Here is a 12062-nt window from a genome sequence, read left to right as displayed (position 1 = left end):
TCAAGCAGTCTGCCGTTCGCGCGACTCGAACAGGGCGCGCACCCCGGGCTCGGCGCGCAACAGGTTCAGGGCGAACGCGGCGTGACCAGGCACGTAGCCGTTGCCGATGAGCATCCGCACGTCGGCGGCGAGCCCTTCGGCGCCGAGCGCGGCGGCGGCGAACGAGGTGGCCATGGAGAAGAAGATCACCGTGCCGCCCTGGGCCGTGGCCAGGACCGCGCCGTGCTCGCAGCCGGGGACGTCGACGCACACCACGGTCACGTCGACCGGGGTGCCGACCGCCTCGGCGACGGCGAGCGGGTCGCGGGCGTCGGCGATGACGACCTCGTCGGCCAGCCCTGCTTCACGCACGGCTTCGGCTTCGCGTTCGGTCGGGACGAGCGCCACGATCCGGCCCGCACCGGCGCGGCGCGCGGCGACCAGTGAGAGCGAGCCGGATTTGCCGCCGCCGCCGAACACGCAGACGGAGGCGCCTTCACCGGCGTCGCGGACGACCCGGTCGGTCAGGGCGGGCGCGCCGCAGACGTCGAGGACGGACAGCGCGAGGCCGTCGGGCAGGTCGTCGGGCAGGACCGCGGCGATCGAGCGGCCGAAGAGGACCGCGGTGCCGGCGCACGGCACCTGCTCGCCTTCGCCGTCCCAGGCGGCCAGGCCGTCGGTGATGCGCAGCGGGGTCAGCGTGAGCGAGACGAGGGTGGCGATCCGGTCACCGACCTTGAGGCCCAATGGCGACTCGGGGCCGACGGCGACGACGGTGCCCAGGAGCATGCCGCCGGACCCGGTGACCGGGTTCTGCATCTTGCCGCGCGCCTCGACGATGTCCAGGACGGCGGCCCGGACCGCTTCACCGGTGCCATGTTCTTCCCGGAGTTGCCGGTAGGAGGCGGCGTCGAGGTTGAGCTTCTCCACGTTCACGACGACCTCGTCGGCGCGCGGCGTGGGGTCGGGGTCGAGCCGTTGTGCCTGCTGGGGCAGGACCCCGGCGGGTTCGAGCACGCGGTGCAGCCCGTAAGGCGACACAGGGCGGGCTTCCGTCAAGGCGACCTCCGTAAGATTTACGTCGTTCGAGTCGTATGGCAGCATATCTTTACGCCACCCGAACGGCGAGGAGCACATATGACTGCCCTGCGTGTTGCAGAGCTGAAGCCGGAGACCCCGGCGACGACGGTGTCCGACGCGGTCCACCACGCCGGTGAACAGCCTTATGAGTACGTCCGGCGTGAGCTGGTCGAACCGGATTGGCGGCGGTTCCCGGGCTGGAAGACGGTCACCGAGGCCCAGTGGCGAGACGCCCAGTGGCAGCGGGTGAACTGTGTGAAGAACGCGTTGCAGCTACGCAAGGTGGTCGGCGACCTGTTGTCGGAGTCGTTCTACGAGGAACTGGCCGCCGACCAGCAGCAACTGGCGACGATGTCGATGCTGCTGCCGCCGCAGATGCTCAACACGATGGCGCCGACGGCGGAGACCACGACGCCGGAGTTCACCGAGGCGTTCTTCGCCGACCCGGTGCGCCGCTACATGCTGCCGGTGCGGTCCGACCGCGACCCGGACTGGCCGTCGCACCCGCACTCGGAGCGTGACTCGCTGCACGAGGCCGAGATGTGGGTGGTGGAGGGGCTGACCCACCGCTACCCGACGAAGGTCCTCGCGGAGATGCTCTCGACGTGCCCGCAGTACTGCGGCCACTGCACCCGGATGGACCTGGTCGGCAACTCCACCCCGCAGGTGGAGAAGCACAAGCTGACGTTGAAGCCGGTCGACCGCTACGACCAGATGATCGACTACCTCAAGCGCACCCCGGGTGTGCGGGACGTGGTCGTCTCCGGCGGCGACGTGGCGAACGTGCCGTGGAAGCAGCTCGAGCTGTTCCTGATGCGGCTGCTCGACATCGAGACCGTCCGTGACATCCGGCTGGCCACCAAGGCGTTGGCGGGTCTGCCGCAGCACTGGCTGCAGCCGAGCGTCGTCGAGGGCCTGGAGCGGGTGGCCCGCACGGCCGCGCGTCGCGGGGTGAACCTGGCGATCCACACGCACGTCAACCACGTGCAGTCGGTGACCCCGTTGGTCGCCGAGGCCGCGCGCACGGCGCTGGAGGTCGGCGTCCGCGACGTCCGCAACCAGGGCGTGCTGATGCGCGGGGTCAACGCGACCCCGGAAGCGTTGCTGGACCTGTGCTTCGCGCTGCAGGGCGAGGCGAACATCCTGCCGTACTACTTCTACATGTGCGACATGATCCCCAACGCCGAACACTGGCGGGTCGCGGTGTGGGAAGCGCAGGAACTGCAGCACGCGATCATGGGCTACCTCCCCGGCTACGCGACGCCACGAATCATCTGCGACGTGCCGTACGTCGGTAAGCGCTGGGTCCACCAACTCGCCGAATACGACCGCGAGTTGGGTATCTCGTACTGGACCAAGAACTACCGCGCGGGCACGGAGCGCATGGAGGCCGAGGAGGCCGCCGCGATCCTCAGCCGCCGCTACCCGTACTACGACCCCATCTCCACCCTCGGCGCGACGGGCCAGCAGTTCTGGCGGGACAACCCGGAGCACCAGGCGTGACCGCGCGCGCCCCGACCAGGTGAGGTCTGGTCGGGGCGCGCCCCGCGTTTACAGTGTGCGACGCGCGGCCGTGCCGATCAGGGCGGTCGCCGTCCACATGAAACTGGGGATTCTGTGCGTTCAAAGCTCCTTGTCGTCGCCGCTGCCGCCTGCGCCACGCTGGCCACGACCGCCTGTACGACATCGGCGGCGCCCGCCGCGCCAAGCTCGAGACCGGTCACGTCGTCGCCGACTGAGGTGGCCACCACGACGCCATTGGTCGCACCGCCAATCCCCGCCGAGGCGTGGAAGCTGATCCGCGACGAGGCCAGCGGCTTCGCGGTGTCGCTGCCGGAATTCGTCTCCCCCGACAAATCGGTCAACGACCCGCCGCAACGGGTGTACACGGTGAAGCTGAGCCACGAAGCGGTCGCGGAACTCACCGTGGCGTTCATCGACACCGTGGTCGCCCCGAAGAGACTCGAGACGGTGGTGAAGGCCAAGGAGGGCACCCTCACCTCTCAGGGCGCGACCGGGGTCGTGATCTCCGACGCCACCCCCGCCCTGCACGCGGGCAAGTTCGCCGCTTACGACTTCACGACCTCGTACACGCTCAAGGGCGTGAAGGCGGTGATGTGGACCCGGTACATCGCGGGCCCCAAGAGCTTCGTGGTCGTGGCCACGGAGGTCACTGGCGATGCCATCGCCGCCGAACCTGTCTCCAGGATGCGCGAGTACCACCAGCGGACGGTCGACAGCGTCGTCGCCATCTGAGCCGCAACTCGGGCCGGGTCATTCGTCGGATGATCCTGCCGCGCTCTTTCGCTGAGCAGCACAGTGCGCAAGACTCGCGCAAACCTGCCCCCGCCGAATAATGCGGCGAGATGACAAGAAGGAGATCAGGGCGTGCTCATCCGTAGAAGTCGGACGCTCGCGGCCACTTTGGTGGCCGCCGCGGCCATGGGTCTGATCGCGACCGGGGTCTCCCCCGTGACCGCGGCGCCTGTGGCGCGGAGCGCGGACATCGCCGATCAGCTTCGGGCGATCCCCGGGCTGACCGTGGTGTCCGAATCCGCTACCCCGCCCGCCGGGTACCGGTTCTTCAAGCTCACCTACAACCAGCCGGTCGACCACCGCGAGCCCGCAGGCCAGCGGTTCGAGCAGCGGTTCCAGTTGCTGCACAAGGCCACCGACCGGCCGATGATCCTGCACACCACCGGCTACAACATGCCGGCGAACGCGTTCCGCTCCGAGCCCACGCGGCTCGTCGACGGCAACCAGATCTCGGTGGAGCAGCGGTACTTCAGCCCGAGCCGCCCGGACCCCGCGGACTGGGACGACCTGAACATCTGGCAGGCCGCCACCGACCACCACCGCATCGTCGAGGCCCTGAGCCCCGTCTACGCGCAGAAGTGGATCTCCACCGGCGCCAGCAAGGGCGGCATGACCTCGGTCTACCACCGCCGCTTCTACCCCGGTGACGTCGACGGCGTCGTCGCCTACGTCGCGCCGAACGACAAGATGAACCGGCTCGACGGCGCGTACGACAAGTTCTTCGACACCGTCGGCACCGACGCGGACTGCCGCGCCCGGCTCGACGGCGTGCAGCGGGAGGCGCTGACCAGGCGCTCCGAGATGCTGGAGAAGTACAAGGCGCACGCGGCGGCCGACGGCATGACGTTCGACCAGGTCTTCGGCGACATCGACAAGGCCTTCGAGATGGTCGTCCTCGACACCGCGTGGGCGTTCTGGCAGTACTCGAAGCAGGCGGACTGCGCGACGGTGCCCGCGGCGACGGCGTCGACCGATGAGCTCTACACCTTCATCGACAACGTCAGCGGCTTCTCGTTCTACTCCGACCAGGGGATCCTCCCCTACGCGGCGTACTTCCGGCAGGCCGCGACCCAGCTCGGCTGGCCGTCGCTGACCTTCGACCACCTCAACGGCCTGACCAAGTACCCGGGGCTCTACCAGGCGAACTCCAGCCTGCCGCCTGCCCTGCGGGAGCGGCACGACCCGCGGCCGATGCTCGACATCGACGCGTGGGTGCGAACCCGGTCGAGCGAGATGCTGTTCGTCTACGGCCAGAACGACCCGTGGGGCGCGGAGCCGTTCGTGCCCAGCGGCCGGGACTCGTTCACCTACACCGCGCCGGGCGCCAACCACGGGGCGAACATCGCCGCGCTGGTCCCGGCGGAGCGTGACGCCGCGACCGCGGCGCTGCGCCGGTGGGCCGGGGTGGCGTCGCCGACCGTGCAGTCGCAGTCGGCCGACCTCACGGTTCCCGAGGTCACCGACCTCGACCGCGCGGAGCCGCGCAACATTCGTCGCCCGTTCTAGCTGACGAGAACGACGCGCCCCGGCGGGCTTCCGCCGGGGCGCGTTTTCGTTCGCGGGCCTTGTCGAAACGCGCCCGGCCCGTTCGACGCCGGGTCGATGCTCGACGCGGGCGGCCCGTTCGCCATCAAGGACGGCACCGGGGTCCGGCTGACGGGCGGCGGGGTGACGATGACCAACGGCGCGTACGCCGAGGCCAGGCAGGGCGCTCTGATCGTCCACTGTCGGTACACGGGAGACTGACCCGACCGTCACGGCGTTGGCCCGCAGGTTGTCCTCGGGCGGTGCGCACACGCTGCCTCGTGCCGCAGGAGAACGGACAGCCGCCACTCGACGGGACCTACGCGTGCGTGCGGGTGCCGACCTTGGTGATCGATGGGTCGTAAGAGCCCGGAATGTTCGCGCCACGTACAGCGCCGGATCGCCGCCGCCGTGCCCGGCGCACAGCACCGTTCGCTGCCCGGACAGACCCACATGATCAAGACAAAAGTGCTGGCCCCAGTCCTCGCGGACTATTTCGTCGAAGCCATCGCCTGCAAGTCCCGGAGCTGAACACCCGCGGCACGGGCGTACTGGATAGGGTTTGCGGGCATGGGGTGGTTGCTGCGTGTCGGCAGGGTCGGCGGGTCCGAGCCGAAGGTCGTGCGTGCCCCGAGATGGCCCGACGCGGCGTTGGCCGCCGCGGTTGCCGAGGCGGACGAAGGCAGAGTCCGGGCCGCCGGAACGGTTCTGGCCGAGTGCCGCACGGACGCCGAGCTGCGCGCGCACCGGGTCGATGTTCTCGCCGAGCGGCTCATCGGGTTCGGGGAGCGGGTCCTCGACATCGGGGTGCAGTCCCGGGACCCGGACATGTTCCTGCTGGCGGGCGCGATCTTCACCAAGGAGGCGTGGGCCATCCGTGGCACCGGTCTGTCCACGAGCGTGGGCGACAAGCGGTTCCGGGTGTTCCACGCCCACCTCACACAGGCGGTCGTCCCGCTGCGGCGCGCGGCCGATCTCCTCACCGACGACCCGGTGCCGTGGTCGGAGATGTTCCCGGTGAGCCGCGGGCTGGAGTTCGACCGCGCCCACAAGGACCAACTCTGGTCCGAAGTGGACAGACGATCGCCGCTGCTGGTGTCGGCAAACGACAGCCGCGTGCAGACGCTGGCGCCGAAGTGGGCCAAGGGCGACGAGTCCGAGATGCTCGCCTTCGCCCGCGAGCGCGTCGCCATGGCCCCCAACGGCCACCCCGTCGCCGCGGTGCTGGTCTCGGCGGTGTTCGAGACCGCCGCGCACCACGACCGGCGGGTCGGCAACGTCGGCCGGTTCTGCGCCAAGTGGCGCGACGAACTCGTGGCGGCGTCGGAGAAACTGCTCGCCGGGACACTCGCGCTGCCCCGCACCACGTGGGCGCACAACATGTTCGCGGCGGTGTTCGTCGCGATGGGCGACCACGAGCACGCGGCGCCGCACCTGCGCGCGATGGACGGCCATGTGTCCGTCGCCGCCTGGGACTGGATCGGCGGCGAGCAGCGGTACCGCACGGCCGCCGCCCGCCTGCGAGACTCCTGACCGCCCGACGAAAGGACGCCCCTCCCCCATGCCCTCAGCGCAGCCGCCCGTGACCTGGGATCGGGCGTGGCACGACGCCGCGCTCTCGGCCGCGATCGCGGAGCTGGCCGAGTCACGGCTGCGGCCGGTGGCGACCATCCTCGCGGAGTGCCGTGACCGCCCCGAGGTCCGGTCGCTGCGGGTGGCGGTGCTGGCCGATCGGCTCGTCGGGCGGGGCAGAGGCATCCTGGAGTTGGCCGAGGACAACGACAACCCCGACCTGCTTGTGTTGGCAGGCACAATTTTCGTCCGCGAGGCACTGGTGATCGCAGGCGACGTGCCGACCGCCGAACTGCCCCGCGGTCGGGCCGCGGTGGCACTGTCATACCTGCGCAAGGCGGCGGCCCCGCTCAACAAGGCGGCCGCGGCCCTGCCGAAGGACGCGGTGCCCGTGGACCACCTGCAACTCGTCGGGTCGCTGCTGGAGGTCGACCGCGGCCGGGTCGACTCGGTCTGGGCGGAATCCCAGCGACGCTGCCCCACCCTGTTCTCCGCGCACCGCAACCGGCTCGCGGTGCTGGCGGCGCGTGAGGACCAGTCCGAGATGCTCGCCTTCGCCCGCGGCTGCGTGGACCGGGCCCGTTCGGGCGACCCGAGGCTGTCGCTGATCGCGTCGGCGCACCTGGAGGTGGCGCGGCGGCTGGGCCGGGTGGCCAAGGACGCGACCTGGAAGGAGCGGCAGGCCGCGTTCTCCGCGCGGTACGACCACCTCGCGCGCACCAGCCCGGCTGTCGCCGAGGTCGGGCGGGCCGCCGAGCGGTGGCTGCGCGGACCGGGCGGGCACCCGTTCGCCCTGGAGATCCACAACGTGTTCGCGGCGGTGTTCGCGCAGGCCGGGCAGACCGAGCTGGCCCGGCCGCACCTGCGCGCGATCGGCACCCGTCTGACCCCGGTGTGGGCGATGGTGGAAGGGGAACCCCTCTACCGCAAGGCACTCAAGCGGCACCTGCGCGCGGAGCGGGTCCCGCCGGGGGTGTGACCGGCGTCAGTTCCGGCGGGAGTCGAAGTCCGAGCGGGCGCCGAGGATCAGGTGGACGTGGGTGTCGGACCACTGCTTGAGCTGTCGGACGATCTCCAGCAGTGAGCTCCCGAGCCCGGTCAGGGCGTAGTCGACGGTCACGGGCACGGTCGGGGTCACGGTGCGGGTGATCAGTCCGTCGCGTTCGAGGGTGCGCAGGGTCTGGGTGAGCATCTTCTGGCTGACCCCGGCGATCCGCCGGGCGATCTCGGAGTAGCGCATCGGCGAACCGTTGTCCCCCAACGCGCACAGCACCAGCGTGACCCACTTGTCGGCGAGCCGGTCGAGGACCTGCCTGCTGGCGCACGTGGCCAGGTACGAGTCGAACTCGGCCTTGGCCAGGGCCCGCCGCTGCGCCGCGGTCATGGTCGGCATCGCACACCTCTTCGTGAGTTACGCACCTACAGGTGCCTACTTCCCAATGGAGAGCTACCTCCCGCAGGGTAGTCCTCGTACGGAAACATCGAAACAGGGAGATTTGCCATGCGAGCCGCCGTGATCACCGAAGCCGGGTCCCCCGACGCCATCGAGATCATCGACATCGCCACCCCCGAGCCCGGTCCCGGCGAGATCCGCGTCCGAGTGGCCGCCGCCGGGGTCAACCCGGTCGACCTGCAGACCCGCGCGGGCGCCTTCCACGAGCTGGGCTGGATCGACCAGCCCGACCACGTGGGCCTGGGCTGGGATGTCGCGGGCACCGTCACCGCGGTGGGCGCCGGCGCCGGGTTCGCGGTCGGCGACCGGGTCGCCGCGCTGTCGGAGGGAGTCGACCGCGCTCTGGGCGCGTACGCCGAGGAGGTCGTCGTGCCCGCGGACGCGGCTGCCGTGGTTCCCGACGGGCTGGCGCTGACCGACGCCGCCACGGTCCCGCTCAACGCGCTGACCGCGGCACAGGCGGTGCACCTGCTTGGCGCACCGGATGGCCGGACACTGCTGGTCACGGGCGCGGCAGGCGGTGTCGGCGGCTACGCGGTCGCGTTCGCCGCCGAACAGGGTTGGCGGGTGACCGGCCTGGCCCGCTCGACCGACGCCGAGTTCGTCGCCGCCGCCGGGGCAGACCTGATCACCGAACCGACCGGCTCGTACGACGCGGTCCTGGACGCGGCGGTGCTGGCCGACGCGGCGGTCGCCCTCACCCGCGACGGCGGACACTACGTCGGCGTCATCCCGCCCGCGGTGCCCGACGGCGCGGGCCGGGTCCGCACGGAGGCCGTCATGGTCACCGCCGACAGCCCGACGCTGGCCAAGGCGCTCGCCGCGACCGTCGCGGGCACCCTGCCCGCCCGCGTCCACACGACGCTGCCGCTCGAGCAGGCCGCCCTCGCGCACAAGACCCTGGCGGCAGGCGGCATCCGCGGCCGTCTCCTGCTCATCGCGAACTGAGTCAGGCGCCGCGGACCACACCCGCGACGGCGGGTGTGGTCAGCCGGCTCACACCTGGTTGGACTCGTCCTCCGCCAGCGCCGATCCCAGCCTGCGCATCACTTCCGCTGTCGTTCGCAGTTCGGCCTCGGTGAACTGGGCGGCGACACGGTTGGTGAAGGCGTGCTGCGCGGTTGCCATGCCGCGGATCGCCTTCCAGCCCGCTTCGCTGGGGCGGACCAGTTTCGCCCGGGCGTGGGCCGGGTTCGGCAGGTACTCGGCGAGCCCCTTGTCCACCAACAGGTCCGCTGTCCGCTGGACGCTCTGCCGGGCCATGCCCATCTCGCGGGCGATGTCGGCGACCGACCGGGGCTGGTCGAGGACGCCGCCGAGCACCTGCCACCACGACGGGGTCAGGCCCTGCGGGCGGGAGATGTGCTCCGCCGCCCGCAGGAACGCGCCGTTGAGGTGGAAGGTGCGCACGATGATGTCGGTCAGCGCGTCACCGCCCGCGGTGCGGGGTTCGACGCTCACCCGACGGCTTCCATCAGCGCGAAGAACCACTTGGGGTCGCCGGTCGCGTTGAACTGGTACCACGCCTCCAGCACGTCGGGCTCGTAGACGTCGAGCACCCGGAAGATCTCCCTGGCGAACTCCAGCGGGCTCGCCGCTCCCGCGGTGATCAGCCCTTGGTCGACGACAGCGCGCTCGGGCAGGAACCGCGACTCCCCCCGGTACGCCTCCGCCATCGCCAGTTGCTGGGGCGCGTTCCCGGTGTGCGCGCGGGTGTCGAGCAGGCCCGCCGCCGCGAGTCCGACGGTGGCGCCGCAGATGGCGGCGACCGGGCTGCCCGCGTCGAGCCTGCGGGCCGCGGCCTGGGCGAACGCCGTGTGCTCGCCTTCGAGCCAGGAATCCGCGCCTGGCAACAAGAGCAGCGCCGCACCGTCGAGGTCGGCGTCGGCAAGGGTGAGGTCGGGCGTCACGGTGAGCCCGCCCATGGTGGTGATCTGCGCGGCCGTCTCCGCGATCGTGCGCACCCGGAACCGCCCGGGCTCACGCTGGAATGCCGGCGAGTTGAGACCGACGGTGACATAACCGATCTCCCAGTCCGCCAGGCCCGAATACACAGCTACAAGGATGTCCGAGGTCATGACAGTATCCTGTCATTTTGACAGGATACTGTCAAGGATGATCGGCGGCTAAGCTTGACTGTGATGCGACGGTTCCGATGGCCCGCGGCCGCCCTGCTCCTGGTGGCGGTGCTGATCGGCGGATTCGTCATGGTCGGCGGCGGCGCGCCCCCCGCCCCGGCTCCGCCGACCGGTCCCCGGGTGCTCGTCGCCATGGGCGACTCCACGATCTCCGGGGAGGCCGCGGGCGACTACGAACGCGGCACGGACGGCGACGACGGCAACTGGTGCCACCGCTCCGCCAACGCCTCCATCCACCACACCGGCCTGCGCGCGATCGCCGAGACGATCAACCTCGCCTGCTCCGGCGCCCCCTCGGCCCAGGTCGGCCTGGGCGACACGCAGCAGTACACCGAGGGCTCCCAAGCCCGCAGGCTGGGCATCCTCGCCCGGGGCAAGCGGGTCGTGGCGATCCTGCTCTCGGTGGGGGCCAACGACGACCCCGGTTTCGCCCGGGTGCTCGACGCCTGCGTCCAGGCCTGGTTCGACGTGGGCAAACCCGGCTGCGCCGAGGCCAACCGCGACGAATGGCCGCGCCGGGTCGACGCCATGGTGCCCAAGGTCCTGGCCGCCATCGACGACATCCGCGAAGTCATGCGCGACGCCGGCTACCAGCCCACCGACTACCACCTCGTCCTGCAGTCCTACGCCGCCCCGATCGGCCCGGACGCGCTCGCCTCGCTGCGCAATCTCAACGGCTGCCCGTTCCGCGAGGACGACCTGCGCTGGGTGCGCGAGACCGCGGTGCCGCTGATGACCGAGGGCGTGCGCCGCGTCGCCCGCGAGTCCGGGGTGCGCTTCCTCGACCTGTCGCGCGCCGCCGTCGGCCGCGAGGCCTGCTCCAGCGACGACCCCGCGCGGGAGTGGTTCAGCCGCCTCTCGGTCCGCTGGGCCGACCTGCGCGACGAGGCCCGCTCCACCCACGCCCTGCAGGAGTCCTTCCACCCCAACGCCGCGGGCCACACCGCGTTCGGCCGGTGCCTCGGGGAGTTCCTGGCCACCACCGACCGCGCCGCCGCCTGCCTGCCCGGCGCGACCGGGGACCTCCACGCCGCCACGAGCCTGGGCCCCTGACCGGAACCATCCACGGCCCGCCGCGTCCAACGGTCATGCGCGCGCTGCTGATCGCCCTGGTCCTTGTCCTGACGGCAGGCTGTTCAAGCGGACCGCCGTCGGACCTGCCGGAGGACTTCGCGGGCACGTTCACCTACACAAAGGGCTCAGTGCCACCGAAATACCACTACGAGTGGACGCTGACCTTCACCGCGACCGACGCCACCGTGGCCTGGCGGCCCGGCTATGACGACAAGACACCCCCGTGGACCACGACAACCCCGATCACCGCCGAGGCCCGCGCCACGTTCTACCGGACCCTGCGCGACGCGGGCGCCCTCCAGGCCACCTCGACGAACCGCGACGGCGGCGTCGGCGGATCAACCGGGTCCCTCAGCGTCATTGCCGACGGCGAGACCTACGGGTCCCCGCACCTGGGCACGAACCGCGACAACCACGACCTCCTCGAAGCCATCCACGACGCCTCCGTGAACCTGCTGCCCGCCACGGTGTGGGACGAGTTCGAGCAGCGGCAAAAGCACTGGGGTGCGGGCTCGTGATCGCGCGCGCCATCGCCTACGACAGCGGCATGCCTCCGGCACCGCGGAACGAGTGGACGCTGACGTTCACCGCCGCAGACGCGACCATGTCCTGGCGTCCCCGCAACGACCCGGCCACCCCACTGTGGACCCGCACGGTCCCCCTGACCGCCGACGCCCGCGCGGCCCTCTACCGCGACCTGCGCGACGCGGGTGCCTTCGACACCGGAGACCGCGGCGTCGCGGGCATCGGCGGTCCGACCAGCCGGGTCACGGTCACCGCAGACGGCGAAACCTACGACACGGCCCGCCTGGCAGCCGCCCGGCAATCCCTGCCGCGCGCCGCGCACGACGCCGCCCTCCGCCTGCTGCCGCCCGAGGTGTGGGCGGAGTTCGAGCACAGGCAGAAAGAGTTCGGCGGCTGAGCGG

15 protein-coding genes are annotated in these 12062 nt (G+C 71.2%); 11 read left to right on the top strand and 4 right to left on the bottom strand.

Going from position 1 to position 12062, the window contains the following annotated elements:
- Positions 1-1038 carry an L-erythro-3,5-diaminohexanoate dehydrogenase gene (gene kdd / locus GPZ80_RS26180; RefSeq protein ID WP_246477490.1) on the bottom strand — a complete coding sequence of 346 codons (1038 nt, stop codon included), beginning with the start codon at positions 1036-1038 and terminating at the stop codon, positions 1-3.
- A gap of 78 nt (positions 1039-1116) precedes the next feature.
- On the opposite strand from kdd, the gene GPZ80_RS26175 reads away from it, so the two are divergent.
- The 7 genes from GPZ80_RS26175 to GPZ80_RS26145 all read left to right on the top strand — a co-directional run bounded on the left by GPZ80_RS26175 (position 1117) and on the right by GPZ80_RS26145 (position 7450).
- Entirely contained in the window at positions 1117-2562 is a 1446-nt protein-coding gene (locus GPZ80_RS26175; protein WP_246477489.1) for a KamA family radical SAM protein, read from the top strand.
- A gap of 255 nt (positions 2563-2817) precedes the next feature.
- Entirely contained in the window at positions 2818-3315 is a 498-nt protein-coding gene (locus GPZ80_RS26170; protein ID WP_187223750.1) for a hypothetical protein, read from the top strand.
- A gap of 132 nt (positions 3316-3447) precedes the next feature.
- On the top strand, positions 3448-4881 hold the full coding sequence (locus GPZ80_RS26165; protein ID WP_312880583.1) for a S28 family serine protease: 1434 nt from the start codon (positions 3448-3450) through the stop codon (positions 4879-4881).
- A 96-nt stretch (positions 4882-4977) separates the two neighbouring features.
- Complete coding sequence (locus tag GPZ80_RS26160) at positions 4978-5121, top strand: hypothetical protein (protein ID WP_187223749.1); 144 nt, start codon at positions 4978-4980, stop codon at positions 5119-5121.
- A gap of 132 nt (positions 5122-5253) precedes the next feature.
- Positions 5254-5430 (top strand): hypothetical protein, encoded by a 177-nt coding sequence (locus tag GPZ80_RS26155; RefSeq protein WP_187223748.1) that lies wholly within the window; start codon positions 5254-5256, stop codon positions 5428-5430.
- 39 nt (positions 5431-5469) lie between these two features.
- On the top strand, positions 5470-6432 hold the full coding sequence (locus GPZ80_RS26150; RefSeq protein WP_187223747.1) for a hypothetical protein: 963 nt from the start codon (positions 5470-5472) through the stop codon (positions 6430-6432).
- A gap of 28 nt (positions 6433-6460) precedes the next feature.
- Positions 6461-7450 carry a Get4 family protein gene (locus GPZ80_RS26145; RefSeq protein ID WP_187223746.1) on the top strand — a complete coding sequence of 330 codons (990 nt, stop codon included), beginning with the start codon at positions 6461-6463 and terminating at the stop codon, positions 7448-7450.
- Positions 7451-7456: 6 nt separating this feature from the next.
- Here the strand turns inward: GPZ80_RS26145 and GPZ80_RS26140 are convergent, their stop codons facing one another.
- Positions 7457-7864, bottom strand: a complete 408-nt coding sequence (locus GPZ80_RS26140) for a winged helix-turn-helix transcriptional regulator (protein WP_187223745.1) — start codon at positions 7862-7864, stop codon at positions 7457-7459.
- Positions 7865-7972: 108 nt separating this feature from the next.
- Between GPZ80_RS26140 and GPZ80_RS26135 the strand changes: the two genes are divergently transcribed.
- Positions 7973-8872, top strand: a complete 900-nt coding sequence (locus GPZ80_RS26135; protein WP_187223744.1) for an alcohol dehydrogenase catalytic domain-containing protein — start codon at positions 7973-7975, stop codon at positions 8870-8872.
- A gap of 48 nt (positions 8873-8920) precedes the next feature.
- Here GPZ80_RS26135 and GPZ80_RS26130 read toward each other — a convergent pair whose 3' ends face one another.
- Positions 8921-9385, bottom strand: coding sequence for a MarR family winged helix-turn-helix transcriptional regulator (locus GPZ80_RS26130; RefSeq protein ID WP_312880581.1), 465 nt, complete (start codon positions 9383-9385; stop codon positions 8921-8923).
- The gene (locus tag GPZ80_RS26125) at positions 9382-10002 is read right to left on the bottom strand and encodes a DJ-1/PfpI family protein (protein WP_187223743.1); all 621 of its coding nucleotides are present in this window, start codon (positions 10000-10002) and stop codon (positions 9382-9384) included. Before GPZ80_RS26125 ends, GPZ80_RS26130 begins: the two co-directional genes overlap by 4 nt.
- A 63-nt stretch (positions 10003-10065) precedes the next feature.
- On the opposite strand from GPZ80_RS26125, the gene GPZ80_RS26120 reads away from it, so the two are divergent.
- From GPZ80_RS26120 to GPZ80_RS26110, 3 genes are read left to right on the top strand one after another with little or no spacing between them, the layout of a single operon-like run.
- Entirely contained in the window at positions 10066-11115 is a 1050-nt protein-coding gene (locus tag GPZ80_RS26120; protein ID WP_187223742.1) for a GDSL-type esterase/lipase family protein, read from the top strand.
- 35 nt (positions 11116-11150) lie between these two features.
- Positions 11151-11654, top strand: coding sequence for a hypothetical protein (locus GPZ80_RS26115; protein ID WP_187223741.1), 504 nt, complete (start codon positions 11151-11153; stop codon positions 11652-11654).
- Positions 11651-12058, top strand: a complete 408-nt coding sequence (locus GPZ80_RS26110) for a hypothetical protein (RefSeq protein WP_187223740.1) — start codon at positions 11651-11653, stop codon at positions 12056-12058. The genes GPZ80_RS26115 and GPZ80_RS26110 overlap by 4 nt, the downstream gene beginning before the upstream one ends.
- Positions 12059-12062 lie beyond the last annotated feature (4 nt).

This window comes from Actinokineospora xionganensis, assembly GCF_014323725.1.
Lineage (GTDB): Bacteria > Actinomycetota > Actinomycetes > Mycobacteriales > Pseudonocardiaceae > Actinokineospora > Actinokineospora xionganensis.
Note: the sequence above shows the minus strand (reverse complement) of the source record. Positions and strands in the feature narration are given on the sequence as shown.